The organism is Streptomyces rishiriensis (assembly GCF_003112535.1).
GTDB classification, from domain to species: Bacteria; Actinomycetota; Actinomycetes; order Streptomycetales; family Streptomycetaceae; genus Streptomyces; species Streptomyces rishiriensis.
The window spans coordinates 321,113-347,355 of record NZ_BEWA01000013.1; the positions used below are offsets into that span (position 1 = coordinate 321,113).

The following is a 26,243-nucleotide window of genomic DNA, read 5'->3' on the forward strand; positions in this document are numbered from 1 at the left end:
ATGAGGGGCCGTGCGGTCAGGCGGGCCGGACGGGGGCCACTTCGACCTCGACGAGCCGGCGGCCAGGTCATGCCCGGCCTGCACGAGCAGGCCGTCGGCCACTCGGTGAGCGCCGCAGCGCCGTTCACGCACTAGGGTGTCGGCCTCGCCGCTTCTCCTGGGGGACCCTTGAAGCTCATCTGGCTCCTGCTCGGCCTGCTCCTCGCCGGTCTCGCCGTCGGGGGTGTCGTGAGCGCCACCGACGAGGCCGACACCGTCTCCGTCGTCGGCGACCTGGTCATCAGCGCACTCCTCGGCTGGGCGGCGCTCGCTGCAGGGAAACGCGCCCGCTGAGTCTCCGCGGGCCACCGCCACAGGGGCAGCCCGCCACTCACGGGGTGGGGGCGGGGGCCCGGGAGTCGGGGGACGGTGGTGCGGAGTCGGCGTCCAGGAATTCGCGGATCGCGAAGCCCGCCAGCACGATGACCGTGGTCCACACCACGACCATCGTGGTCGGGTAGGTCCAGGTGAACAGGACGATCGCGGCGACCACCACGATCGTGATGCCGATCCAGCGCTTGAAACGGTGCACGAACCGCCCGACGGCCCCCAGCCGGAGACCGCTGGAGACCGCCACGCCGCGCAGCGCGCCGATGCTCCTGACGCACCCCTCGCGGACGAGGACGGCGGGCCGGGCCGGGCCGCTGAGGAAGGCGCCGACGGCGGTGATGAGGGCGACGGCGCCCAGGGCCCGTACGGCGGCGCGCAGGAACCTGATCAGCGCGTCGTACACGGCTCCGGCGGCGGCCGGGGACGCGCCCGGGGGCAGATGGTCGAGGTACACGTCACGGAACACGGTGAGCGTGATGCCGAGCACCAGCATGGCCGCGAACACCGCCAGCGCCACGCCGATCAGGGCGTGACGGCGGTTGAACGCGGTGTACACCCCCGCCGCGGCCACCAGCAGGGCGATGACGGGCAGCCAGCCGCCCATGATCTCCAGGATCCGCATATAGGTCTTGATCTTGCCGATGTCCTTCGACTGGACCACGACGAAGTCCGTGTGCACATCCGGGATCTTCGCGGCCACCGCGAGGCCGGAGTCGACCAGCCGCTGCTTGACCTGCGCCACGATCGGCGCCACGTCGATGGCCACCTCGTCGTTCTTCAGCTTGACCGCGCCGCCGCCTTCGCCCGTCAGGGCCTTGTCGACGGTCGCGTGCACCTTGCGGTTGCCCTCCACCCAGACCGTTTTGAAGGCGCTGCTGGTGACCACCCGTTCCACGGTGCCGCTGACCAGCTGCTTGAGACCGCTCGTGATCGGCGCCTCCAGGTTGCCGACCAGCTGGGCCGCCTTCGGCGGGACACCCTTCTCCGTCACGGTGTCCTGCAGCTGCTTGACCAACGCGTTGACGTCGATCTTCGCCAGCACGACGTCGGTGACCCGGTTGGTGACCGCCTTCTGCACATCCGGATCGGAGGCGAGGGGCCCCACCGTGGCGACGTAGCGGTCCGTGTCCCGCACGATGCTGTTGGCCCAGACCGCGACGACGGACAGCAGGGACAGCAGGGCCGCGAAAAGGATCAGCAGGGCCGAACCCGCGGAGCGGAACGGGTGATGCCGGGCAACCCGCGGGCGCGCTTCGCTCTCCTGGGCACCCACCCGGTGCCGCAGTTCTTCCAGTTCCCGGCGCTCCCGGTTCGAGAGCGGCTCGCCGTCTGTGTTGGCCATGGACACCAGGAGATGCCCGCGCCGCCGAACACGCGACGCAGGCGGGCCCGACGGGTGAACGGCGCCGGACGTGCGACCGGTGCGGTGCGGTGCGGCGCTGCCATGGCACAGGGGCCGCGGGACGGGGCGGCACGTGCCCGCGCCGGGTCACCCCTCAGGTTCACGCCTCAGGTTCACCCCTCAGGATCACCCCTCAGGATCACCCGCGAAGGGTGAGGCACCGGGCCCCGGCCGTGCCCACGCTGAGGACAGCACACAACGGCGACCGGGCGAGCGTCCGGGACGGAGGAGAGACATGGGTGCGCAGACGACGCAGACGTACCTTGCGTACGACTACCCCCTGCTGAGTGTCTTCTGGAGCATGCTCCTGTTCTTCCTGTGGATCATGTGGTTCGTGCTGCTCTTCCGCGTCGTCGTCGACATCTTCCGGGACGACGAGATGAGCGGGTGGGCGAAGGCGGGCTGGCTCGTGTTCACCGTGCTGCTGCCCTTCCTGGGCGTCTTCGTCTACGTGGTCGCCCGTGGCAAGAACATGGGCCGCCGGGAGATGGCGCAGGCCCGGGCACAGCAGGACGCCTTCGATGCCCGCGTCAGGGCCGCGGCGGGCGGCGGGGGCGGGTCCAGCAGCGTCGACGAACTCTCCAGGCTGTCCGAGATCCGCGCGCGCGGCGACATCACGGACGAGGAGTTCAGCAGGGCGAAGGAGCTGATCCTGACCGGCCACGGACCGGCCGGCAGCTCGGGCACGTCCGCCTCCTCCGTCTACGGACGCTGACAGCGGGGACGGGGACCGGGCGGGCGCGCTGCGCCGTGGACGGCGGTCCGGACGGCGGCGGTCCGGACGGCGGCGGTCCGGACTGCCGTCGACGGGCGTGTGGCCACCGGGTGTCCCGCGAAAGTTTCTCGGCCCATGGCAACCCTTTGCGGCAGCTGTGACCACTAGGCAGCGGATCCGGCCAGTTCCGGTGTCCGGATCCGCTTTCGCTCGTGAACAGCTCGCAAGGAGAACGCCTCCCCATGAACAACCCCACGAACGGCGGGCGCCGCGGGCGTCACCGCCGTCGCTGGACCGCCACCGCCGTGCTGATCGGTGCTCCCCTCGCCGTCGTGCCGTATCTGCTGTTCGTCCAGGAGGACTCGCAGGCCGCGACGGTCGACGGCAGCGCCTACTACCGGCTGGTCTCCGTGCGCAGCGGCAAGGTGCTGGACGTCGACGGCTTCTCCACCGCCGACGGCACCCGGGTCCAGCAGTGGACCGACCAGAACACCGCCAACCAGCAGTGGAAGCTGAAGCCGAGCGGGGGCGGCTACTACGAGCTGGTCAACCGCAACAGCGGCAAAGTGCTCGGCGTAGCAGGCGACTCGACCGCCCGCGGGGCCGCCGCCGAGCAGCAGACCGACAGCTCCGCCGCCTCCCAGGAGTGGCGGATCGACGAGGTGAGCGGGTCCGGTGCCGTCACCCTCACCTCCCGCAGGAGCGGCCAGGTCCTGGACGTCAGGGGAGGCTCCGCCGCCGACGGCGCGGCGGTGACCCAGTATCCCGGCAGGGGGAGCACCAACCAGCAGTGGAAGCTGGTCAAGTCGGCCGGGACCGCGGCGGCCGGGACCGGCAAGGCGCGGACCACCGCCGCGACCGGACCGTACGTGTGGAAGAACGCCCAGGTGGTGGGCGGCGGTTACGTCACCGGGCTGGTGTTCAACCAGCGGGAGAAGGGTCTGCTGTACGCGCGTACCGACATGGGCGGCGCCTACCGCTGGGACACCGGGGCCGAGCAGTGGATCCCGCTGACCGACTGGGTCGGCGAGAAGGACTGGAACCTGCTGGGCATCGACTCGCTGGCCACCGACCCCGTCGACCCCGACCGGCTCTACCTCGGGGCGGGCACCTACACCAACGAGTGGGCCGGCAACGGCGCGATGCTGCGTTCCACGGACCGGGGCCGCACCTTCCAGCGCACCGATCTGCCCTTCAAGCTGGGCGGCAACGAGCCCGGCCGGGGAGCGGGCGAACGGCTGGTGATCGACCCGGCGGCCCACGGCACCCTGCTGCTGGGCACCCGCAAGAACGGCCTGTGGCGCAGCACCGACTACGGCGTGACCTGGAGTCAGGTCTCCTCGTTCCCCGTCAAGGACGGGGCGAGCAGCGGAGCGGGCATCTCGTTCGTGACGTACGGCCCGGCCGGCAGCCGGACGGTCTACGTCGGCGTCGCCGACAAGTCCGCCTCCCTGTACCGCTCCACCGACGGCGGCGGCACCTGGCAGGCCGTCCCCGGGCAGCCCACCGGCCAGATGCCGCAGCACGGGGTGTTCTCGGGTGACGGCTCGCTGTACCTGACGTACACCGACGCTCTCGGACCCAACGGCGTGACGGCGGGCTCGGTGTGGAAGTACACGCCGGCCGGCGGGGTGTGGAAGAACGTCTCCCCGTCCAGCGGCAGCTACGGGTTCTCCGGTCTGGCCGTCGACCCGCGCAAGCCGTCCACGGTGATGGTCACCACCCTCGACCGCTGGTGGCCCGAGGACGAGGTCTACCGGAGCACCGACGGCGGCGCGACCTGGAAGGCACTGGCCTCGAAGTCGGTGCGGGACGCCTCCGCCGCGCCCTATGTGGGCACCGGCATCGGGCACTGGATGACCGCCCTGGCCGTCGATCCCTTCGACTCCGGGCATGTGCTGTACGGCACCGGCAACGGCATCTGGCGCAGCAAGGACGTGACGGCGGAGGACAGCGGCGGCGCCAGCCACTGGACCGCGGGAGCCCGGGGGCTGGAGGAGACCGCGCTGGCGGACGCGATCGCCCCGCCCGGCGGCGCCACCCTCATCACGTCCATGGGCGATCAGGGGGGCTTCCGGTACGGCGGATCCCTGACCGAGGTGCCCGCCGGGCGGCTGCAGAACCCGATGATGAGCAACAGCACCGACATCGACTTCGCCCAGTCCAACCCCTCGGCGATGGTCCGCGTCGGCCGCGGCGGGGCGCAGGACGGCGCCTACTCCACCGACGGCGGCAGCAGCTGGCACGGCTTCAGGACCGAGCCGGTGGGCAGCGCCGACAGCGGCCGTGTCGCGATCTCGGCGGACGGCTCCACCGTCGTATGGACCGAGGCCGGGCAGGCCCCGTACCGCTCGACCGACATGGGGGCGAGCTGGTCGAAGGTCGGCGGCCTGGGCGCCGACGCCGTGGTCGTCGCCGACCGCTCCTCGGCCAGGACGTTCTACTCGCTGTCCGGCGGCGTCCTCTACGCCGGCGCCGACGGCGGCGCGACCTTCACCGCCCGCGCCACCGGACTGCCCTCCGGCCGGCTCGTGGCCGTCCCCGGCGTCGCCGGGGACCTGTGGATCGCCGGCGGCTCCAAGGGGCTGCTGCACTCCACCGACGGCGGCCGCACCTTCACCACGCTGAACACGGTGCAGTCCGCCTCCGCGCTCGGCTTCGGCAAGGCCGCTCCGGGGGCTTCGTACCAGGCCCTGTACCTGATCGGCACCGTCAAGGACGTCACCGGGGTCTTCCGCTCCACCGACAAGGGCGCCACCTGGCTGCGCGTCAACGACGACGCCCACCAGTGGGGCAGCTTCGCGAGCGTCGGCATCGTCAGCGGCGACCCCGACACGTTCGGGCGCGTCTATGTCGGCACCAACGGACGCGGCCTCCAGTACGGCGACCCGTCCTGACCCGACCCGACCCGACGCCGGGCGGGGCCGCAGGCCGTGCGCCTGCGGCCCCGCCCGGCTGCGGCTTCGTGCCGCTCGGGCGCGCCGGGGCCGCTGCGTCTCAGACGTCGCCCGTCCGTGAGGCGGGCGCCGGGTCTTCGGGGCGGGTGGCGGGGCGGCGGCGCAGGTCGATGGTGCGCAGTGCGGCGGGGAGCTCCGCCCGGTAGGGGATCAGGCCGAAGCGGCGGTGCTTGACGGTCGCCGCCACCGTCAGACGGGCCTGGACGGGAGCGCCGGCTGCGGCCTTGACGATCAGGGTGAAGGTCTCGTCGCCGATCAGGGGATGCCGGCTGGTCGCTTTGACGCGCCATTCCGGGTCGCTGTCCCTTTCGCCCATTCCGACGACGAAGACCTCCTCCCGGCCCTGGCCGGGGGTGACTTCGAGCGTCGACTCGACGATCGCGAGTCTGGCGGTCAGCCCGACGGTGGTGGCCCGCTCGACCGGGTGGGAGCGCTTCTTGGGGGAGACCGACCAGGCGATCGGCTGCCGGTCGGCGGGTTCGCCGGGGGACTCCAGAAGCACGCCGACGGCAGCGTCGGCGAACGGGTCGCCGTTCGCCGGCGGCCGGAAGGCGCAGGTGAGGCTGAGGAGGAGGTAGTCGCTGTGCGGCGCCTGCGCGGTCAGGAAGCCGAGCCACTCCGCCTCGCCCGCCGCTGCCTCCTCAGCCGTCAGGGGGTGGACGACGGCGGTGCTGAGCGACACCCGCCCCTCGATGCGACGGCGCGGGGCGGGCGACTGCAGCCTGGGCACCTCCGTCAGGTCGACCTCGTGCAGCGGGGTCAGGGGCAGGTCCAGCAAGGTCACGAGGCAGCTCCGTGGGTCGGGTCGGAAGGGCGCCAGTCGCCGATGAAGCAGAACGAGCCCCAGTCCCGGAAGGCCGGATGCCGGGCGCGGACGGCCGACTGCGCGGCGCGGAAGGCGGCCCGCCGGTCCGGTGTCCGCGCGAGGCGCTCGTAGAGCCTCCCGAAGAACTCCGTGGCCACCTCCGGGTGCACCGGCCACAGGCATCCGATGACGGCCGAGGCGCCGGCGGACAGGAACGCGGCGGGCAGGCCGCGCAGGTTGTCGTTGACGTCGAACCGGCCCAGCGCGGATTCGCAGGAGCTCATCGTCACGAGTTCGACGCCCCGCAGGTCGGCCCGGAGGATGTCGTGGGCGAAGACACGGCCGTCGTCGTCCGCGTCCGGCGACAGGAACAGGCACTGGTACCACGACGCCCACTCGTTGTGCGCCCCGTGCGCGGCCACGTGGACGTATCGGGCGTCGGCGAGTTCGCCGAGGAGCCGCCGCGGTGTCGCCTCGGCTCCCAGCACCGCGTGGCCGCCCATGGCCGCGGCGACCTGGACGGCGTGCGTCTCCAGGGCGTCCTGCGCGAGGAGCCCGTGCCGGGCGCCCCCGGCCGCGGACGCGAAAGCGACGAGGCCCCGCCCGGACGGACGGCTGCGGCCGGACGCCTGCGCGCGGAGGAAGCCCAGGCTCGGCACCTGCGTGACGGTCCAGTCCTCGGCGAGGGGACGGCCGTCGACCTCCAGGAGGTGGTAAGGGAGGTAGTGCAGCGGGCCGTTGGGCCAGATGCACAGGTGCCGCTTCCCCTGGGCCCGCCAGCCGTCCAGCGAGGCGGTGAACGCCGCCAGATAGGGGACGCTGCCGTCCCTGAGCTGCGCCTGGGCGTCACGGCTGACCGGCCGGTGCAGCGGATCGGCGACGACGGCCTGTCGCAGGGCGGCGACGTGGAAGGCGACCGGGTGGGCGGAGAGCGTGTGTCGCGCGCGGGTGAAGCGAATGAGCCCGGCTTCGAAGTCCGCCAGGAGCACGGTGTGGTGCTCCATGTCCTCGCGGGTCACCGCCATGCCGGACAGCGAGGTCACCGGCGCCTCGGCGCCGTCCCGGTCCGCGTGGCCGAGATACAGCGAGAGCAGCACCGTGTCCTTTGGCAGGAGCGACCGCAACTCGTCGGGAGACATCATCGGCATGCGGTCCATGCGGCCGGAGGCGAGGAGTTCCTGGCTGATCCAACGGTCCGCGGCTCGCTGCATGTTGCGGTGCTCCGTCCCGGCGTCGCCTCCGGGTTCGGACTCGCCGGTGCCCACGTAGAAGAGCATCGCCTCGTCGGGGCCCGGCAGTTCGGGCTCGCTCGGCGGGCCGGGCAGCCGTGCCTCGTCCGCCTTGACGCGGGCCAGCAGCCGCGAGAGGCGCGGGGAGGGCGCGAACGGGCCGGGCCGCCCGGTGACGACCGTGAAGTCGATCCCCTTGGCGGCCTGGTGGATCGCCGCCATCAGGCCGTACGAGACGGTGGGGCCGCCGCTCAGTTTGACGACCAGCCGCTGGTACAGGTCCCGGAGCTTCCAGCCGACGACCTCGTCGACGCCGCCCCGCAGCCACACGGCGGCGGGGACGAGTGCCGCCACGGCCGCGTCGGCGCTGCCGTCGTCGGCGGCCAGCGCACCGCGCAGCGCGGCGTCGAGGCTGTTCAGCGCCATGTCGGTCTGGCCGCACGCGGCGTAGGCGGCGACCGCGTCGGCGAAGTGACCCGCGGCGACGGCCTCCTGGCCGGTGACCGACGTGTACAGCCCCATGTCGTACGAGAGCGTGCCGTCGAGGTGGTCGAGTGCCGCGCGGAGCCGGCCGCACAGCTCCGGAGCCAGCTCCCGCGCCTGTGCCGTGAGGGCCCGGCCGATGTGCCCCTCGCCGTTTCCCCGGGCGTGCGCCGCGAGGTGGATGAAGGTCGCCGCGCGCTGCTCGGGGGACCAGCCGTCCCGGTCGGCGACGGTACGGAGTCGTCCCGCGGCCTCCGCCACCCGGATCGGCCCCGGGGAGCAGCGCAGACGGTCGCCGGCCAGACAGTGCACCTCGCTGGCCCAGCGGCGCCGGCGGTAGGAGTCACCGGGCAGTTCCGGCAGTTCGCGGTCGGCGGCCTCGATCAGCCGGAACTCCAGGTCGGGCCGGCGGGCCTCCTCGGCGAGGGTGAGCGCCTCGGCGAAGACGCTCGCGGCCTCGCGCACGCCCCGCTGGTCCCGGATCGCGGCCAGCGGCACGGGCAGCACGTCCCGGACGTCGCCGGGCAGGGAGAGCTCGCCCAGGAGGCACAGGACTCTCAGCAGGTACAGACGGGTGAGGGGGTCCTCGACCGGATCCAGCACGTCGAACGCCTCGCGGGCGACCACGCGCATCTCCTCGTCGTGCGACTCCTGTCGGAGACCGGCCACCATGGACAGCGCCTCGGCCAGCGCTTTCAGGGCGCGCCCCCGCTGGTGCCCGTGCGACAGGCCGGCGGCCTCCCGCAGGTACCGGACCGCCTCCTCGGCGGCGACCAGCGGGGCAGGCATGTCCGCCGTCTCCGGGGCGACGGAGTCGTCGGGGTGGACCGAGCGGCGCCGAGCCTGGCGTTCGCGCCACAGATCGTGGGCCGACTCGAAGGTCAGCCCCGACATGTGCCCCATGTAGGGGCTCACGCGCAGCAGCCCGGCGGCGAACAGCGTCTCCGCGAGTTCGGCGACGTCCTCGGCGCGGCCGCTGCCCCGCAGCACGGCGATCTGTTCGTCCGCCACGGCGCAGACGCGGCGGAAGAGCAGCCCGTCGGCCTCGTCGACCAGCGCGAGCCGTCCCGCTTCGACGTAGGCGTCGGCCGCCCACCACCAGGGCGTTCCCTGTCCGGCGGTCCAGCGGGGACGCGCGGCCTCCAGCGCGAGGGTCAGCGCCGGCACCGCTTCACGCGGCTCGCCGGCCCTCACGAGACGCAGGGCCCCCATCACGACGGACACCACGGCGGCCTTCGAGAGCGCGAAGGACGGGTCCTGCACCCGGCGCACGGCCTCGCTCTCGGTCAGCACGCGCGCCGAGAGCTGCCCGGCGAGGGTGACCAGGGCCATTGCCTGCCGCCGGACCTCGGGATCCTCCGCACGGGACGCCCGGCCGCCCCGGTCACCGCCCCCGGCAGCGGGAGCGGGAGCGGGAGCGGGAGCGGGAGCGGGAGCAGCAGCTTGAGCGGCAGCGGCGTCGACCTGCGAACCCCCGTCGGCCCCAGCGGCCCCGGCGGCCCCGCCGGCCCCATCTGCCCCATCTGCCCCATCGGCTCCGTCGGTCCCGCGGGCGCGGGAGGTTCGCTCGAGAAGGAGTCTCATGGCTCTGCTCAGGCCGGCCAGGTGCGCCTCGCGAGGGGGGCCGTTCGTCAGGTCGACCGCCTCCCGCAGCCACCTCACCGCCTCGCGCAGCAGGGCTACGGCGTCGTCCTCGTCCCCCGCTGTCGCCCGCCCCGTTTCAACGCGCCGGCCGAGGCACGCGCCGAGCCCGGCCGCCGCCCGCGCATACGCGGACGCGTCCCCGGCGGCGTCCGTGACGGCATCCCGCCAGACCCGCTCGGCCGCCACGAGATCCCCGACGTCCCCCGCAGCCTCGAAGCGCCGGACGAGGGCGTCGGCGAGGGACGTCCGGCGGCTCACCCGCCGATGGGCCGACGGCTCCGGGAGAGCGGCGACCCGGGCCAGCAGTTCCACCGCGGCGTCGGCGTCGGCGCCGCGTTCCGCCCGCGGACGGTCCGGGAGAGCGGCGCGGTGTCGGAGCGCAAGGCCGTGGAGGGTGTCGCGGTAGGCGTTGTCACCACTGTCCGCGACGGTCCCGAGCAGGGCGAGGGCCTGTTCGAGAGCGGCGGCGTCACCCGTCTCCTCGGCGTCGACGATCAGATCCGCCGCATGTTCCAGCGGGTCGCTCCACGGATCGTGTCCGGTCTCCTCGGCGAGCCGGGGCCACAGCTCACGCGGCACCCGGCGGTGATCCACCAGGTAGAGCAGGCCGAAGACACCGATGGCCGTCTCCAGGTCCCCGGCGGCGCGGGGGCCGGGCCCGTGCGCCACGGAGCGGGTCCGGTAGAACGCGGCAAGGGTGTGGAGGAGGTCGGGGTCTGCTTCCTCGAGTCGCCCGGCGACCGAGGCGAAGAGGTCCGCCGCGAGGGCCAGGGCGTCGTCTTCGAGCACGCGCTGCGGGGCCCCGCCGGCGCCGAACTCCCGCACCCGGTCGGCCAGCCCACTGAGGCGTGCGTCCTCCACGAATCCCCCGTCCGTCGGAGCACTCATCGTAGTGAGGACGGCACGAGCGCTCCGGAGGAACCGTGGATCCGGCGATGCCCCGGGCGGGCAGCCGTGCCCGAGGGCCCCGGCCGCGGGCCCGCCGGGACGGTGTGTCAGAGCACGGCGAGCCGGTCCACCAGCAGCTCCACCCTCCGCTCGGCGTCCTGCGGCGGCAGCCGTCCCGCCCTCGTCAGGGTCGCCAGCCCGTGCAGGGCGGCCCAGAACACCTCGGTGAACAGCCCCGGGGCGACGCCCTCCCCGGCGACCTCGCCCAGGGTCTCCAGCAGGGCCGCGAAGGCGTCCTTCAGTGGCTCCGGGGTGTCCTCCTGGGCGTAGGGGAGACCGCCGTCGAGCTGGAACAGGGCGTCGTAGACCGCCGGGTTGCGCTCGGCGAAGTCGAGGTAGCCGCGCGCCAGGGCGGCGACCCGCGCGCGCGGACCGTGCGCGGCGGCGGCCGCGGCCCGCACCGCCGTGGCCAGCTCGGTGGCGCCCTCCAGGGCGACGGCGCCGATGATCTCGCGTTTGCCGCGGAAGTGGCTGTAGAGGACGGGCTGGCTGTATTCGATGCGTTCGGCGAGGCGGCGGGTGGTGACCGCGTCCCAGCCCTGTTGTTCAGCGAGTTCCCGGGCCGTCGCCACGATGAGGCGCTCGCGCTCCGCCCGTTCGCGGGCCTTGCGTTCCTGTACCGACATAAAACGATCCTAGCACCGCTAGACAATCGAGCGGCAGTAGGTCTAGCGTTGCCTCATCAGCTAGCAGCGCTAGATCCCAGGAGGGGTCGTCATGCTCAACGCACTCGAGGTCTTCACCACCGTGGTCGTCGGCGTGATGGTGGGGGTGGAGTTCTCCGTCCTCTTCGTCATCAACCCGATCCTCAACGCCCTCCCCGAGGACAGCGGCCAGCTCGGCCACGCCCACGGGGGCCGGATGCTCGGCGCCGTGATGCCGTTCTGGTACGTCGGCTCGCTCGTCCTCGTCGCCGTCTGGGCCGTCGCCGGACGGCAGCACCACGGCACCGGCCTTGTCGTGACCGCCGGAGCGCTGCTGATCCTCAGCGTGGTGATGTCGCTCCTGCTGCTCGTCCCTATCAACAACCGGAACAAGACGTGGACCCCCGAGAACCGGCCCGAGGACTGGAAGGAGCAGTTGGACCGCTGGCTCCGCTTCCACTACGTCCGCGTCGCCGTCATCATCGCCGCCTTCACCCTTCTGGTCACCGCCCTCGTCTGACCTCGCGGTCGGGGATGATGGCCGTCATGCGCATCCGCATCGACGCCGTCGACCTGCCCGGTCTCTCCCGCCCCGGCTCCGCCGACGGGGACCCGCCCGGCCACGGCAACATCCATGTCGCCGTGCAGCGCCGCGACCGTCCCGCCGAAGTCCTCGAACCGCAGCCCGGCGACGCGCCGTCCGCGACCTGGACCCTGGAGTGCACCGCCCGCACCTCGCCGAACGGCACCGAGGTCGAGGGGCCCTACGTGCAGGACCGTCTGGGGCGACGGTTCGTCTACCTGTCGTGGGGCACGGTCGACGCGTCGGGCGTCTTCACGATGTTCCGCCGCGCCAAGCTCATGCTCGACGTCATCCCCGCCGACGTGCTCGCGGCCGCCGCACGTGAGGGCCTGCTGGTCGGACGCCTGGGGCTGACCGACCAGCAGGGCGGCCCCCTGTGCGCACGCGTCGAGCCCCCGCACATCGCCTGGACCGCCGAACGCGCCGGCTAGGGCCCGCCCGAGGGGCCGGTGCCGTCCTCCACACGGATCCACTCGGTGCCGCCGAGCAGGTACTCGTGGAGGGGACGGCCCCGGCTGCCGCTGGTGCGGAAGGGCGTGCCGTGGTCGTCGATCCGGACGGTCCCCTGGCGGCCGCCGCTGGACCACTGCAGCTCCACGTACCACTTCACGTCGTGGGCGCGGGCGTGAGCGGTGATGTACAGCACCTCGGGATCGGACCGGCTGACCTTGTAGGGGACACCGCGCTGCCCGGCCCTCGGCACGATCGTGGGGTGGGCGGCGTCGAGATCCGTGGCGAACGACCTCGTCTCCACGCCTCCGCCGCAGCCCGACGACCCCTCGTACGCGTTCCAGGCCGGGGGCGGGCCCGAGTCGACGACGCGCACGTGCAGCGACTCGATGACGACGGTTTCGTCGCCGGTGCCCTGAACGGTCAGCGCCACCCGCTGCCCGTCGGCGGCGATGGCGCCCTGCGCCTTCACCCAGCCCGGCACGTCCTGTCCCATCACCGGCGGCGAGACCTCGCCGGGAGGCCGGTCGATCAGGTACCTCCCCTCGCACTGCGGGTCTTCCCAGGCATACGTGCGGGTGCTCACCGTCAGCGGAACCGCGGCGCCGTCGTGGGCGCGGCCCGTGCCGTCGCCGCGCGCCGACGAGGTGGCGTCGGTCGCCCCGGAGGACGGGGTCGCAGACGGGGCCGGGGAGCGGCTCGGATGCGCCGAGGGGGACGCCGGAGTCGACGGACGGCCCGGGGAGGAGGCGAAGGCCCGTTGTCCGGCGGCGGCCGCGGTGCCGGTCCCCCGGCCGTCGCCCGCCAGGCCCGGCCCCCCGCCCGTCAGGTCGAGGGTGAGCGCGGTGGTCACGGCGACGGCGGCGACGCCCGCCGCGATCAGGGCCCACCTCCTGCGGACGGTCCGGACGGGCGCCGGCGAGGGGCCGTCCGGCACGGCCGCCCCCGGGGACGGTTCGGCGGCGGACCCGGGCGGGTCACCGCGCCCGCTCATGACGGTGGGGACGGACGCGGTCGGCGGCGCCGTGCCCTCGGGTTCCGCTCCGTTCGTCGGCGCTCCGTTCGTCGGCGCTCCGGCCGGCTGCGCGTCCGCCGCGGCGCGCCGGGCGCGTTCGCGCGCCGCGTCCGCCAGGACCCAGCGCCGGTGCAACTCGGCCAGCTCATCGGGCGTCGCCCTGCACACCCGGGCGAAGCGTGCGAGCGCCGCGTTGTCGCCCGGCACCCCTTCCCCCTTGCAGTACCGGTGCAGCGTCGAGGTGCTCATGTGCGACCGCTTCGCCAGAGCTTCGTAACTCAGCCCGGATCGCTGCTTCAACTCGCGCATCAGCGCCGCGAATTCAGCGATCTCCTCCGCCGCCTCCACCGGTCCTCCATTCCGTCCGACATCCCAGGGGGGTCACGTTTCTCCTGGTCAGAGCCGTTCACGCATCCCGGCGTCCCGAACTTCCCGAGGGAACGGCGGACGGGACGCCGCAGGGCACAGGCTTGGGTCATCCAAGCACGGCGCCCCGCCGGACACGGTGGTCGGCCCCGTCCAACTCCCTTTCGCCTGCCCGCGTTTCCGGCGCGCCCACCGGCGCGCCACGCATCACAGAAAGCAGTCCCGCCATGCGTATCTCCACTCGTCCCGTCTCCCGCGCGTCCGCCTCGTCCATGGTCGTCGCCGCCGCCCTCGCGCTCGTCGGCGTCCAGGCCGCCGGGCAGACCGCCGCCGCCGCGACGAAGGAGGCCCCCTCGGTCGTCACCTGCACCACGGCGAACACCAAACTGACCGTCACCGAGGTGTCCCGGCCGATCAACCACCTGCTGCTCAAGGCCACCAACACGGGCGCCAAGCCCTGCTACGCCTACAGCGCCCCCTACCTGCGGGCCGGCGCCGACGCCCAGGCCGTGATGGCATGGGCCGACGAGACCACTCCGCAGGCCGTGGTGACGCTCGAGCCCGGCCACTCCGCCTACGCGGGCGTCCTGACGTACTCGCCCGACGGTGAGGGCGGCAGCACGGCGAAGACCCTGGGCGTCTTCCTGGCCGACCGGAACGGTGACGCGATGGCCGGGGAGAAGACCCTGAACCTGCCGAACGGCGGTGTGTTCTTCAACAGCGCCGCCACCGTCACCTACTGGCAGGACAACGCGGCCGACGCCCTCTCCTGGTAGCCGCCCCGGCCTCCCGGCCTGCCACGTCCCGGTCTCCCGCGGCCGCACGTCCGCGGGGGCCGGGCGCGCGCGGGCGGCGCCCACGGCCCGGTGTTCACGCTCACGGCCCGGTGTTCACGCTCACGGCCCGCTCAAGGTCCAGCGCGCGAGTCGGTCGCGCACGGTCGCGGGCGGGTGCCTGCGCACCAGGTGGTAGAGGTTCTCGTAGTAGCCCTGCCAGTCGGCGCCCTGGTCCAGGCCGGCCGCGCTCCTGCGGGCACGATGGGCGGTCACGAGGGGCTCCATGCACTCCCAGGTGGAGATCACCGAACCGCCCAGGTATCCGGAGACCGGGCCGATGTCGACGATCTCGTGGGCCACGAGCGCCCCCAGGTTGTCGTAGAACCACGCGAGGTCCCGTACCAGCTTGAGCTCGTCGGGAGTGAGGCTCTGCAGGCCCTCCGAGACGTCGCGGCCGGGCAGCTGCTGGTGCACGAACCAGCGTGCCTGCGCCAGGTGGTCGCTTCTGTGCTCGCGGAACAGCTCGACCAGGACGGGCAGCGTGTTGGCGTGCCCGGCCAGTTTCAGCTGACGGTACGACGCCGCGCCCGACACCAGCAGAGCGCCGACCGACACCAGCAGTGCGGTGATGTTCACCAGTCCCCCAGACAGCCGCGCACTCCGAACGGCACCTCTGAGGCTGCCCAGCTCCGGCAGCGGGGACACGCGTCCCGGCGGGCTCAGCTCAGGGCGCTCTTCTTGCGGGCCCGGTACGCGGCCGCCTTGATCTTGTTGCCGCAGGACTCCATCCCGCACCACTGCCGGCGCACACCCCGCGAACGGTCGACGTAGGTGCGGGTGCACTCCGGGTTGCCGCACTCCTTGAGCAGGGGCACATCAGGGCCGCTCAGCAGTTCGACGGCCTCGCGCGCGACCATGGAGAGGGCCTCTTCCGGCGTCGCCTGCGTCCATCGGCCCGCCGGAGTGAGCTGGGGCACCGCGGGCGGCTTGCGCGCCGCGTTGTTGAGCACGGTCAGCGCCGCCCCCTCGTAGCCCTCCCCCAGCCGACGGGCGGTGATCAGCCGGTACATGGCTTCCCGTACGGTCGCCGCCTGCTCGACGTCGGCCTCCTGAGCGGGTGAGACCGCGTCGACGAGGCCCGACTCCACGTACCATGCGTCCAGCCTGTCCGGCGTCGCGAACATCTCGAAGCGCACCGTGCGACGGGCTCGGAGAGTGGCGGCGAAGTCGAGCGCCGGGTTTCCGCAGACGAAGACATGGTCGAGGTTCACGTCACCATCCTGACAGGTGACCGAGGCGGCGGGCAAGAATCGTCGCCCGCCCCCTCACCGGCCCTCGCCCCCTGCCCGCCTCCCGGTCCTTTCACAGGCCCAGGTCCGCGGCGAGGCAGGAGAAGGACGTCCACGACCTCTCGGGATCCCAGGCATGGCGCGCGGGATCGCCGGGGGCGACCGACTGCCCCGTCACCATCTCGTCGTAGCGGATGCGTTCGGGAAGCCTGCCGAAGCGGGCCCGGCGGGTCGCCGCCGAGGCGTCCCCCGCACCCTCCGCCGTGCCGTCCGCCGTGCCGTCGGTGACGTTCTCTCGCTTCATGGTCCGACTCCGTTCCGTTCCCTCTGGGATGTGCGCTGTGGGCTGGACGCCGGGTGCTGGGCGCCATGCGGGCACGGCGCGGGCGTCGCGGGTTCAGGTGTCACCTGTCGAGGAGGTGATGAGCGTCCGCCGCGTCAGAGACGGTCCACGTCCACGACGGCCTGGGCGAAGGCGGCCGGCGCCTCCTGGGGCAGGTTGTGGCCGATGCCGGTCAGGGTGCGGTGCTCGTACGGGCCGGTGAAGCGGTCGCGGTACGCGGCGCCGCCGCCGGGCGCGGTGAAGGGGTCACTCTCGGCGTCGAGGGTGAGGGCGGGGACCCCGATGACCGGCCGTGCGGCGAGCCGCTTCTCCAGGGCGTCGTAGCGGCGCTCCCCGTCGGCCAGGCTCAGCCGCCAGCGGTAGTTGTGGATGACGACGGCCGCGTAGTCGGGATTGTCGAAGGCTGCCGCGGTGCGCTCGAAGGTGGCGTCGTCGAAGGCCCAGGTCGGCGAGACGGTGTCCCAGACCAGCCTGGTCAGATCGTGCCGCAGGGTCTTGTCCTCCATGGCCAGCCGCCCTCGCTCGGTGGCGAAGTAGTACTGGTACCACCAGGCGTGTTCCGCCCCTGGTGCCAGCGGCCTCAGGTTGGCCTCGCGGTCGGTGACGAGGTACCCGCCCACCGACACGAGAGCCTTGCAGCGCTCGGGCCAGAGCGCGGCCACGATGTCGGCGGTGCGCGAGCCCCAGTCGAACCCGGCCAGGACCGCCTGCTCGATCTTCAGGGCGTCCATCAGGGCGATGACGTCGAGGGCGATGACCGACTGCTGCGCGTTGCGCATCGTCCGGCGGGAGAGGAAGCGCGTCGTGCCGTGCCCGCGCAGGTAGGGCACGATCACCCGGTAACCCTCGCCGGCCAGCAGCGGGGCGACGTCGACGTAACTGTGGATGTCGTACGGCCAGCCGTGCAGGCAGATGACCGCGGGGCCGTGGGCGGGGCCCAGTTCGGCGTAGCCGACGTCCAGCAGGCCGGCCCTGATCCGCCTCGGCCGGGCGAAGGCGGCGGGCGCGCCGGGGCCGGCCGCGGGCACCGCCGACGAGGCCGTCGAGGGGGCGCCGCTTCCGGCTCCGGTGGAGGCGGACGCCGGCTGCGCGGCCCACAGCCCCGGCTGACCGACCGGCGAGACGGCGGCCGCACCCGCGCCCAGCCCCAGGACCTTGCCGAGGACACGCCTGTCGATCATGTGAAGCCCTCCGTGAGTCGCCGCGCACCGGCTGGTGCGACGACTGACTTTCACACGCCGCTCGTCACCGGTCAAGTCGGTGACGTCATTTGGGTGCCACAAGGGCATGCGCGACGCGCGCGGCATAAGAAAACTGCGTGTCACCGTTTGGAACGGTGACGCGCAGGAAGGGGTGAGCGCGGGAGGGATCAGACCGGCTCGGGCAGTGGCTCCCGCTGCCGGGGCACAGCGGCGCTCGGCTCCCAGGACGCCGTCGTCCGGACGTAGGCGTAGACGACGGAGGCCATCGCCAGGACGAGGAGGGGGCCGTAGAACCACGGGTGCCGGGCCATCTCCAGGGGCACGAAGCGATACGACACCAGGAGCGCCGTGAAGACCGTCGCGCCGAGAGCGACCAGCCGGACGCCCGAGCGGTCCCAGCCGCGGTCGTAGGCGCGCAGCGCGCCCTCGATCGTGAGCGTGAAGACCACGCCGGCGATCAGGTCCGCGCCGTAGTGGTAGCCGAACCCGAGCGTCGCCGCGAGCGTCGCGACCAGCCAGAACGCCCCCGCGTAGCGCAGGACCGTCGGGCCCTTGCGGGAGTGGATGAAGATCGCGACGGCCCACGCCGTGTGCAGGCTGGGCATGCAGTTGCGCGGGGTGACCCCGTCGAACGGCATGGGGTGCGGGGCGCCGAGCGGCGACGGCGTCGTCGGCCACAGATCGGCCGCCGCCCACTGCACGCTGCGGTGCGACTCCGTCCACAGACTGACGTCCACCCAGTGCTCGGTGCCGTTGCCGTAGGCGAAGATCGGGCCCACCACCGGGAAGATCATGTAGAAGACCGGCCCGATGAGGCCGATCGCCAGGAAGGTGCGCACCAGGTAGTGGGTCGGGAAGCGGCGCTCGACCGCCACGTTGCGCAGTTGGTAGAGCGCGACGACCACCGCGGCGACCGGGAGCTGGCCGTAGACGAAGTCGAGGAAGTTGAAGCCGATCGGACCGGTGGCCGTGACGATCCGGCCCACCAGCCACGACGGGTCGCCCAGGGCGTGGTCGGCGGTCGCGACGTACTGGTCGAGCACCATCGGCCGGGTCTTCGAGGTGATGAGCAGCCAGGTGTCCCCGGTCTTGCGTCCGGCCATCAGCAGCAGGGCCAGTCCGACGCCCTTCAGCAGCAGGACCCGCTCACGGCCGGTGCGGCGCGTGACGGCCAGGACGGCGCAGCCGAGAGTCACCAGCAGGGCCCCGTTGCCGAAGGGGTGGCCCTCGGTCACCTTGATGCCGGCCGCCCAGCGGACCACGAAGAAGACGAGGTCGACGCCGAGCGCGGCGCCGAGCGCGACGAACCGTTGCCGCCAGGGCAGGACCACCAGCATCAACGCCATGCTCGCGTACAGCAGGCCACCCGACTTGGGCGGGAACACCACCTCCCGCACCTGCGCGGTGAGCGGGCCCGGCAGGCCCAGGTGGCGTGCGACGAGCTCCAGCGAGAGAAGGAATCCGAGGACCACGACGCCCGCCGCGACCGTCATCACCACTCTTGGCCGACGCCACTCGGAGATCGCACTGCTGCTCTTTATTCGCGCGGACGTCCGCGGTGGCATCGATATCAATTCTCTGACCAGTGTGTGAGTTTCGGCGGGCTGGGCTGTTTCGTCCCGCCGAAGGGCGGGATTCGTCCGTGAAGGGCGGGCAGGGGGAGTTCGTCGCGAGATCGAACATGTTATCGGAGCACTGGGCGGCTTTCGCCGAAATGGAGAGCATAGAAGAAACCCCCAGGTCATGGACCTGGGGGCAGAGCCGGGGGACGGCGTCAGGCGGACGGGTTGACGATCACCTCGGCCGAGTCGTTCTCGCTCTTCGGGTCGAAGGCGCCGGGCACGTCGGTATGGGTGTGGACGACGACGTGACCCGTCGCGTCGGGCACGACCCGGTCGATGCGCAGCTGGAACGGGAAGTCGACCTTCAGGTGCGGCTTGGCCGAGGTCGGCAGGGTGCAGGCGTAGTGGCCGACGGCCGGGTCGTCGCCGGAGGTCCAGGCGCCGTGGCAGGTCCTGGGCACGGACGTGGCGGTGGTGCCCGGCGGGAGGTAGTAGTCCATCACGGCGACCGGCTCGCCGGATGCGACGTTGGCCACCCAGGCCGGGCCGTGGTTGACGAAGCGGAACCCCGCGGTGACGGTGTCGCCGGCCGCGCCCCTCGCCCGGTCGCCGCGCACGGCGAAGTCGGCGGTGTTGGCGGCGTCGATGTGCAGGGCGCGGCCGTTGTCGGAGGAGTCGAGGTCGGGGACGTCGCCGCCGGGATCGACCCCGTAGTCGAACCGTTCGTAGAGGGCGCGGCGGGTGACGGCGAGGCGCAGCGGCTCCGGCAGCCCGACGGTGGCGCCGGGCGCGACCTCGGTGTCGAAGGAGCAGGTCGCATAGGTCATGCCCGGGTACTGGGCGTCGGGCTCGTCCGGCCCGGTGTAGGTGCACTGCGGGTAGCGGGTGACGATGCCGAGGCCGTACGTCGCCCACATCTTCACGCTGAAGCCGTGGGCGGTCTCGTTGCCGGTGTTGGTGACGGAGAACGGCACGGTGAGGCGGGTGCCGGGCACGGCGTCGGTGACGTCCTGCGGGGCGGTGACGCCGAGGTCGGGGCCGGAGCCGACGGTGACGAAGGTCTCGGCGGAGCCCTGCGAGGCCGAGAGGGTGCCGTCGGGGCCGCCGGTGGCCTCGGCGGAGTACTCGATCGCGCCCTGCGCTCCCGCGGCGGCCCCCGCTGCGGCCCGCACCCTCAGGTGCACCTGCGCGTCGTAGCGGACCGGCACCGCCCCGGTGTCGCACACGGCGACGGTGCCGGCGTCGTCCGGCGTGCAGTTGTCGGGCCAGGCCACCTCGGCGATCCCGGCGAGCCCGGAGACGTCGACGGTCAGCCGTCCGCCGGTCACGGTGTAGTAGTCGTTGTAGTGGGTCAGACCGAGCGCCAGGGACCGGTACTGGGCCGCGCCGTCGGCCGGAGCGACGGTCACCGCCTGCTCGTACGGCGCCTGTATCTGCAGCTGATCGCTCTGCGGCGCGTCGTCGGCGAGGGCGATCCCGCCGCCGGGACCGACGGCGGCCAGCGCCCCCACGGCTGCGGCACAGGCGCCGCGACGCAGCGCACGTGCGATGGAGACAGAACTCATGACATCCCCCAGTTGGAACAGACCAGGCAGGTGGAACAGACCGCGGAACAGACGGCGGAACGGACCAGGAAAGAGATCCCGGCGCAGTGGCCCGCGCCGGGCGCGAATTGGACGACCCGCGCCTGCGGAAGGTTGTAGCCGGGGGCCGCGTGACGCGTGGTTCTTACCGTCTTCTAGATCACCGTCCTCCGGCCTCCCGGATCACCGGCTTCCGGACTCGCCGTCGGCGGGGAGGCGGACGGTGAACGTGGTCGAGCCGGGGGCGCCGGCAAGGGTGACGCTGCCGCCGTGGGCCTCCGCGACCGCCGCCACGATCGACAGCCCGAGGCCGGCGCCGGCGCCGCCGCCCGCGTCCTCGGTGCGGCGGCGGTCCGCGCGGGTGAAGCGTTCGAAGACCTTGGGGCGGATGTCCGCGGCGATGCCCGGTCCGTCGTCGTGGACCTCCAGCACCGCCGTCCCGCCCGCCGTGCCGCCCGTTGTCCCGCCCGCCGTGCCGTTTCCTGCCCGGTCCCCGGTCGGAGCGTCGGTCTTCAGCGAGATGGTCACCGTGGTGCCCACGGGGGTGTGCAGACGGGCGTTGGCCAACAGGTTGGCCAGCACCTGGTGGAGCCGGTGCGCGTCGCCCGGCACCGTCACCGGCTCCTCGGACAGCTCCAGCGTCCAGCGGTGTCCGGGGCCCGCGGCCTGCGCGTCCGTCACCGCGTCCAGGACCAGACGCGTCAGGTCGACCGGACGGCGCTCCAGGGGGCGCCCCGCGTCGAGGCGGGCGAGGAGCAGCAGATCGTCGACCACCTCGCCCATGCGGGACGCCTCCGCCTCGATGCGCTCCAGGGCCCGCACCACTTTCCGCGGCACCGGGTCGGGGTGCAGCAGCGCCAGTTCCGCGTGGCCGCGGATCGACGCCACGGGCGTGCGCAGTTCGTGACTGGCGTCGGCGGCGAAACTGCGCAGCCTTTCCTCGCTCGCGTGCCGCTTGGTCAGGGCGTCCTCGACATGGCCGAGCATGGCGTCGAAGGCGCCGGCGACACGGCCCACCTCGCTGCGCGGGTCGCTCTCGCGCACGCGGCGCGGAAGCGTCACCTCGCCGCTGGAGAGGGACAGCTCACTGACCCGGGTCGCGGTCGCGGCCACCCGGCTGAGGGGGCGCAGCGACCAGCGCACCCACAGCGCCCCGGCGACTCCGGCGACGGCGAGCGCCGCGCCGAAGACGACCGCGGCGACCAGTTCCAGCCGGTGGACGGCGGCCTCCACGGACTCCGTGGGCAGCCCGGTGACCAGCACGTCGCCGTCCCTGCCGCGGACCGCCATCACGCGGTAGTCGCCGAGCGAGGACAGCTCGGTCGTCCGGCCCTCGCCGTCGGTCGGCAGCGCGGCGAGCTTCCTCGCGTCCCGCGCGCTCAGCGAGACGGGCACCGTGCCCGCGCCGTGGCCGGACGACACCACCGCGGCGTTGGTGACGGCGCCGCCGACCAGCCGCGCGCCGAAGGTCCCGGCGGCCTGCCGGCGGGTGTCGCCGTCCTCGTCGCCGTCGTGATCGGAGGGCAGCGGCGCGCCGTGCTCCAGGCTGGCCGGGAACCGCACGCCCGCCGCGCGCAGCTGCTGGTCGAGACGGCCGGTGAGGAAGCCGTTCAGCTCCACCACCGCCGCCACCCCGACGGCCGCGCAGCCGACCGCGAGCAGCACGACCAGTCCGGCGGTCAGGCGCGCGCGCAGCGTGTGCGGCAGGGACACGCGCGACAGCCACCGCCGCGCCCCGCCCACGATCGCCCTCACGGGCCCACCGCCGCCGGCTTGAGCACGTATCCGGCGCCCCGCACCGTGTGGATCATGGGCGGGCGTCCCGCGTCCACCTTCTTGCGCAGGTAGGAGATGTACAGCTCGACGACATGGGCCTGCCCGCCGAAGTCGTAGGACCACACCCGGTCCAGGATCTGCGCCTTGCTGAGCACGCGCCGCGGGTTGCGCATGAGCAGGCGCAGCAGCTCGAACTCCGTCGGGGACAGCTCGACGAGTTCGCCCCCGCGGGTGACCTCGCGGGCCTCCTCGTCCATGGTCAGGTCGCCGACGGTCAGCCGCGGCCCGTCCTCCAGCTGCCGGGCCATGCCCGCCCGGCGCAGCAGTCCGCGCAGCCGGGCCACGACCTCCTCCAGGCTGAACGGTTTGGTCACGTAGTCGTCGCCCCCCGCGGTGATGCCGGCGATGCGGTCCTCGACCGCGTCCCGTGCGGTCAGGAAGAGCACGCACACGTCGGACCGCACGGTGTGCAGCGAGCGCAGCACGGTGAAGCCGTCGGTGTCGGGGAGCATGACGTCGAGAACGACGGCGTCGGGCAGCAGGCCGCGCGCCTCGGCGAGGGCCGAGACGCCGTCGCCCGCCGTGCGCACCTCCCAGCCCTCGTAGCGCAGGGCCCCGGAGAGGACTTCGGCGAGGTCGGGGTCGTCGTCGACGACGAGGACCCGGATCGGCGTGCCGTCGGTCCGGGTCAGGGCGGGGCGGCCGGGACCGCGGGGGCGGGAAGTGTTCATCTCAGGTACCAGGATGCGGTCTCACCGCCTCCTGGGCCGCGTCCGCGACCTCTGAGTTCGCTGTGAGTACGCCCTGCCTCCGCTCGCCTCCGATCGCCCGGTGACCCCCTCCCACCTGCGGCGCAGCCGCGCTCGCCCGGCGCGCGCTGAGAGCGGGCTCAGAGGTTGCGCGGGCACAGTGGCGTCCGGGACGGCCGAGAGGGCGTACGGACAGCCGAAGGGACATGCGGATGACGACGGTGTACGAGCGACGAAGGGTCGCGCCCGCGCCTCCCGCGCCGGCGCGCTCCCCCGCGGGCCCGGTGCTCGGCCTCCTGTGGGGCGGGGCCGCCGCCGTCGTCGCCCTGTGGTGGCACGACACGGGGTCGGTCGTGGGCACGGCGGGCTGGCTGACCGGCGCCGGGCGCATCGCGGGACTGCTGTGCGGATACGCGTGCGCCGTCCTGGTCGCCCTGATGGCGCGCGTCCCGCTCCTGGAGCAGCGCATCGGGTCGGACCGGGTGGCGCGCTGGCACGCGAGGGCGGGCCGCTACACGGTCTGCCTGCTGGTGGCGCACATCCTGCTCATTCTCTGCGGGTACGCAGCCCAGGACCGCTCCTCTCCGGTGCACGAGGCGGTCACCGTGGTCCTGGACTACCCGGAGATGCTCAAGGCCACGGCCGGCACGATCGTGCTGTTCGCGGTCGGGCTGGTCTCGGCCCGTGCGGTGCGCCGTCGGGTCAGCCACGAGTTCTGGTACTACGTGCACCTGCTCACGTACGCGGCGGTCTTCCTCTCCTTCGGCCACCAGCTCGCCCTGGGGTCCGACTTCGTCGGCAGCGGCCCCGCCCAGGCCGCCTGGTACGCGTTGTACCTGGGCACGGCGGCCCTGGTGGTGTGGTTCCGCATCCTGGCTCCGGTGCGGCTCAACCTGCGCCACCGGCTGCGGGTGGACTCCGTGCACCGCGAGGCGCCGGGCGTGTACTCCGTCGTCGTCCGCGGCCGTCGCCTGGACGAGATGGGCGCGCGGCCGGGGCAGTTCCTGCGCTGGCGGTTCCTCACCGAGGGCATGCGCGGGACCTCCACCCCGTACTCGCTGTCCGCGCCGCCGCGCCCGGACCTGCTGCGCATCACCGTGAAGGCGCTCGGCGACCACAGTGCCGCCGTCGCCCTGCTGCGGCCCGGCACCCGGGTGTGGGCGGAGGGACCCTACGGGGCGCTGACGGCCGAGCGGCGGACCGCGCACCGGTCCCTGCTGATCGCGGGCGGCGTCGGCGTCACCCCGCTGCGGGCCCTGTTCGAGACGCTGCCCGGCGACGTCACCCTCCTCTACCGCGCGCGGACCGCCGAGGATCTCGCGCTGGGCGCGGAGCTGGAGGCGGTCGCCCGATGGCGCGGGGCGAAGGTGCTCTACGCGCTGAACGGTCCGCACGGCCGCCGCCCGGATCTGACGGCCGCCGCCCTGCGGGCCGCCGTCCCCGATCTGGACGCCCATGACGTGTACCTGTGCGGCCCGCACGGGTTCGCCCGGGACGTGTACGAGGCGCTGCGCGCCGCCGGGGTCGCGGACCGCCGCATCCACCACGAGTCCTTCGAGCTGTGAGGCCGTCTTGCACACGTTGAGGAAGAACCACCCGCTGCGCCGCATCGTGCTGGCGAGCGCCGCCACCGTCTCCGGGATGGTGCTGCTGCTGTCGCTGAAGCCGCACACCACGCCGGCCGTCGCGGGCCTGGCGGCCTCTCCCGCACCCTCCAGCAGTTCCAGCACCTCGGGCACGGCGGGTGGATCGACCGGCTCGACCGGATCTGGCGGGTCCAGTGGCTCCAGTGGCTCCAGTGGCTCCACCACGGGGACCCGGACGCTGACGGGTGACTCGGTGCAGACCCGGTACGGCCCGGTCCAGGTCCGCGTCACCCTGACGGACGGGAAGATCACGGACGTCACGGCGGTCGCATACCCGCAGGAGAACCCCAGGGACCAGCAGATCAACGCCTACGCCGTCCCGCAGCTGACCAGAGAGGCGCTCAGCGCCCAGAGCGCCGACATCGACACGGTCTCCGGAGCCACGTACACCAGCGACGGCTACCGCCGGTCGCTCCAGTCGGCACTGGACTCCGCGAACGGCTGACGGCCGACGGCCGTGACGCCCGGGGCGGGGGCGGTCCCGCGCCGCCCCGGGCGCCGGGCCGGTCAGCGCCGGGTGTAGACGAAGCCGATCTTGTCGACCTCGTCGGCGGCGCGGCCGTGGAATCCGGCGAGCTGCCATCCCGAGGGCGCGGTGCGCGTCACGCAGTCGGAGGTGGCGGTCCCGCCGGCCAGGGTGCGTCCGCGGTCGGTGGTGAACTCGGCGTAGAAGATCCGGGTGTGGCCGTCCTTCTGGCCCTGGCAGAGCCGGGCGGCCGTCACATGCTCGTCGGCGGCGAGGGTGAGGGAGGACGCGGTGCCGCCGGAGCCGCCGTGGGCGAGCGTGACGCCGTTGTCCAGGGTGAGGCTCATCTGATCGACGCGGGAGCCGGAGCGCAGGCCGACGACGGTGGCGCGGGCCCCGGCCGGTACGGCGTCGATGTCGTTGTAGTAGTCGCCGTGGGGGCCGCCGAACTGGTCGCTGAGCTGGTAGTCGGGGTTGCGGGTCCAGGTGAAGCCGACGGTGACGGGGTCGTGGTCGGAGAGCATGAGGCCGGTGTCGGTGAGGAACTTGGCGTGCTCGTTGTTGTAGGCGGTGGCGTCGAGGGTGACGAGTCTGCTGCCGCGGTAGAGGACTTTGTCGACGACTTCGCAGGTGTTGGGGACGGTGGGGCCGCTCTGGTCGCAGACGAGGGCGTCGGCGCCCTTGGCGGGCGGGGTGCCGCCGCGGACGAGTTCGACCCAGGCGTCGGTGAGGCCGTTGGCGGCGCCGAACTCGGCGATGGTGTCGCCGCTGCGGGTGTAGCGGGTGTTGGTGTCGCCCATGACGACGACGGCGTTGCCGGCGGAGTGGCTTTTGATGAAGGCGGTGAGCTGGTTGAGGTTGTCGGCGCGGGAGGCGAGGTCGCCGGGGTTGGTGCCGGCGTTGGTGTGCAGGTTGTAGAAGTCGACGTAGACGCCTTCGGCGAGGCGTTCGCGGAGGAAGGTGAAGCCCTTGGGGGTGAGGCAGTCGCCGGAGTCGATCTGGCAGGAGTTCCAGTGGACGCGCTCGAAGTCGTCGGCGTCGTAGGGGAGTTTGGAGAGGGTGTTGAGGCCGCTGCCGATGCCTGCGCCGCCGCTGGTGGGGGTGCGGTAGGGGTGTGCGGTGTCGCCGGCGTAGAGGTAGGAGTGGTAGTTGAAGTCCTCCTCCACGTGCACGATGTCGTACGGGGCGATGCGTTGGCCGATGGCCGTGGTGCTGGTGTCGCGCGGCGTCGAGGCGCTGGA

The 26,243-nt window shown here is 73.1% G+C and carries 22 protein-coding genes; 8 read left to right on the forward strand and 14 right to left on the reverse strand.

Features of this window, described 5'->3' with window-relative positions; all coding sequences use genetic code 11:
* Window positions 1–168 precede the first annotated feature (168 nt).
* Window positions 169–333: a hypothetical protein gene (locus Sri02f_RS41345; RefSeq protein WP_159106775.1), complete on the forward strand. Its 165-nt coding sequence runs from the start codon at window positions 169–171 to the stop codon at window positions 331–333.
* A gap of 37 nt (window positions 334–370) precedes the next feature.
* On the opposite strand, the gene Sri02f_RS24540 is transcribed toward Sri02f_RS41345, so the two are convergent.
* Window positions 371–1,642, reverse strand: coding sequence for a hypothetical protein (locus Sri02f_RS24540; protein WP_109003490.1), 1,272 nt, complete (start codon window positions 1,640–1,642; stop codon window positions 371–373).
* Between the two features lie 364 nt (window positions 1,643–2,006).
* On the opposite strand from Sri02f_RS24540, the gene Sri02f_RS24545 reads away from it, so the two are divergent.
* Entirely contained in the window at window positions 2,007–2,486 is a 480-nt protein-coding gene (locus Sri02f_RS24545; protein ID WP_109003443.1) for an SHOCT domain-containing protein, read from the forward strand.
* A gap of 242 nt (window positions 2,487–2,728) precedes the next feature.
* On the forward strand, window positions 2,729–5,383 hold the full coding sequence (locus Sri02f_RS24550) for an RICIN domain-containing protein (protein ID WP_109003444.1): 2,655 nt from the start codon (window positions 2,729–2,731) through the stop codon (window positions 5,381–5,383).
* Between the two features lie 100 nt (window positions 5,384–5,483).
* Here the strand turns inward: Sri02f_RS24550 and Sri02f_RS24555 are convergent, their stop codons facing one another.
* The 3 genes from Sri02f_RS24555 to Sri02f_RS24570 all read right to left on the reverse strand — a co-directional run bounded on the left by Sri02f_RS24555 (window position 5,484) and on the right by Sri02f_RS24570 (window position 11,178).
* Window positions 5,484–6,227, reverse strand: coding sequence for a hypothetical protein (locus Sri02f_RS24555; RefSeq protein WP_109003445.1), 744 nt, complete (start codon window positions 6,225–6,227; stop codon window positions 5,484–5,486).
* Complete coding sequence (locus tag Sri02f_RS24560; protein ID WP_159106776.1) at window positions 6,224–10,492, reverse strand: CHAT domain-containing protein; 4,269 nt, start codon at window positions 10,490–10,492, stop codon at window positions 6,224–6,226. Before Sri02f_RS24560 ends, Sri02f_RS24555 begins: the two co-directional genes overlap by 4 nt.
* 107 nt (window positions 10,493–10,599) lie before the next feature.
* Window positions 10,600–11,178 carry a TetR/AcrR family transcriptional regulator gene (locus Sri02f_RS24570; RefSeq protein WP_109003448.1) on the reverse strand — a complete coding sequence of 193 codons (579 nt, stop codon included), beginning with the start codon at window positions 11,176–11,178 and terminating at the stop codon, window positions 10,600–10,602.
* 91 nt (window positions 11,179–11,269) lie between these two features.
* Here Sri02f_RS24570 and Sri02f_RS24575 point away from each other — a divergent pair, with 91 nt between their 5' ends.
* Together Sri02f_RS24575 and Sri02f_RS24580 are read left to right on the forward strand one after the other, a co-directional pair.
* Window positions 11,270–11,716, forward strand: a complete 447-nt coding sequence (locus Sri02f_RS24575) for an anthrone oxygenase family protein (protein ID WP_109003449.1) — start codon at window positions 11,270–11,272, stop codon at window positions 11,714–11,716.
* Between the two features lie 26 nt (window positions 11,717–11,742).
* Window positions 11,743–12,210, forward strand: coding sequence for a DUF5990 family protein (locus tag Sri02f_RS24580; RefSeq protein ID WP_245970763.1), 468 nt, complete (start codon window positions 11,743–11,745; stop codon window positions 12,208–12,210).
* Here the strand turns inward: Sri02f_RS24580 and Sri02f_RS24585 are convergent.
* Window positions 12,207–13,592 carry a transcriptional regulator gene (locus Sri02f_RS24585; RefSeq protein WP_245970764.1) on the reverse strand — a complete coding sequence of 462 codons (1,386 nt, stop codon included), beginning with the start codon at window positions 13,590–13,592 and terminating at the stop codon, window positions 12,207–12,209. The two genes, Sri02f_RS24580 and Sri02f_RS24585, sit on opposite strands and share 4 nt — an antisense overlap.
* A 245-nt stretch (window positions 13,593–13,837) precedes the next feature.
* Here Sri02f_RS24585 and Sri02f_RS24590 point away from each other — a divergent pair, with 245 nt between their 5' ends.
* Window positions 13,838–14,386: a DUF4232 domain-containing protein gene (locus tag Sri02f_RS24590; RefSeq protein WP_109003451.1), complete on the forward strand. Its 549-nt coding sequence runs from the start codon at window positions 13,838–13,840 to the stop codon at window positions 14,384–14,386.
* A 120-nt stretch (window positions 14,387–14,506) separates the two neighbouring features.
* On the opposite strand, the gene Sri02f_RS24595 is transcribed toward Sri02f_RS24590, so the two are convergent.
* From Sri02f_RS24595 to Sri02f_RS24630, 8 genes are all read right to left on the reverse strand, one after another.
* Window positions 14,507–15,022, reverse strand: a complete 516-nt coding sequence (locus Sri02f_RS24595; RefSeq protein ID WP_109003452.1) for a DUF4760 domain-containing protein — start codon at window positions 15,020–15,022, stop codon at window positions 14,507–14,509.
* A gap of 83 nt (window positions 15,023–15,105) precedes the next feature.
* Window positions 15,106–15,657: a CGNR zinc finger domain-containing protein gene (locus Sri02f_RS24600; protein WP_109003453.1), complete on the reverse strand. Its 552-nt coding sequence runs from the start codon at window positions 15,655–15,657 to the stop codon at window positions 15,106–15,108.
* A gap of 91 nt (window positions 15,658–15,748) precedes the next feature.
* Window positions 15,749–15,979, reverse strand: coding sequence for a hypothetical protein (locus tag Sri02f_RS24605; protein ID WP_109003454.1), 231 nt, complete (start codon window positions 15,977–15,979; stop codon window positions 15,749–15,751).
* A gap of 134 nt (window positions 15,980–16,113) precedes the next feature.
* A complete protein-coding gene (locus tag Sri02f_RS24610; RefSeq protein WP_109003455.1) occupies window positions 16,114–17,199 on the reverse strand; it encodes an alpha/beta fold hydrolase in 1,086 nt (361 codons plus the stop codon).
* 188 nt (window positions 17,200–17,387) lie between these two features.
* The gene (locus Sri02f_RS24615; protein WP_109003456.1) at window positions 17,388–18,713 is read right to left on the reverse strand and encodes a phosphatase PAP2 family protein; all 1,326 of its coding nucleotides are present in this window, start codon (window positions 18,711–18,713) and stop codon (window positions 17,388–17,390) included.
* A 281-nt stretch (window positions 18,714–18,994) separates the two neighbouring features.
* Entirely contained in the window at window positions 18,995–20,347 is a 1,353-nt protein-coding gene (locus Sri02f_RS24620) for a COG1361 family protein (RefSeq protein ID WP_109003457.1), read from the reverse strand.
* Between the two features lie 201 nt (window positions 20,348–20,548).
* Entirely contained in the window at window positions 20,549–22,120 is a 1,572-nt protein-coding gene (locus Sri02f_RS24625) for a sensor histidine kinase (RefSeq protein WP_245970765.1), read from the reverse strand.
* Window positions 22,117–22,872 carry a response regulator transcription factor gene (locus Sri02f_RS24630; RefSeq protein ID WP_109003458.1) on the reverse strand — a complete coding sequence of 252 codons (756 nt, stop codon included), beginning with the start codon at window positions 22,870–22,872 and terminating at the stop codon, window positions 22,117–22,119. Before Sri02f_RS24630 ends, Sri02f_RS24625 begins: the two co-directional genes overlap by 4 nt.
* A gap of 230 nt (window positions 22,873–23,102) precedes the next feature.
* Between Sri02f_RS24630 and Sri02f_RS24635 the strand changes: the two genes are divergently transcribed.
* Window positions 23,103–24,455 carry a ferredoxin reductase family protein gene (locus tag Sri02f_RS24635; RefSeq protein ID WP_109003459.1) on the forward strand — a complete coding sequence of 451 codons (1,353 nt, stop codon included), beginning with the start codon at window positions 23,103–23,105 and terminating at the stop codon, window positions 24,453–24,455.
* Window positions 24,456–24,462: 7 nt separating this feature from the next.
* Window positions 24,463–24,981, forward strand: a complete 519-nt coding sequence (locus tag Sri02f_RS24640) for an FMN-binding protein (RefSeq protein WP_109003460.1) — start codon at window positions 24,463–24,465, stop codon at window positions 24,979–24,981.
* Between the two features lie 62 nt (window positions 24,982–25,043).
* Here the strand turns inward: Sri02f_RS24640 and Sri02f_RS24645 are convergent.
* A partial coding sequence (locus tag Sri02f_RS24645; RefSeq protein WP_109003461.1) for a jacalin-like lectin occupies window positions 25,044–26,243 on the reverse strand: 1,200 nt, incomplete at its 5' end.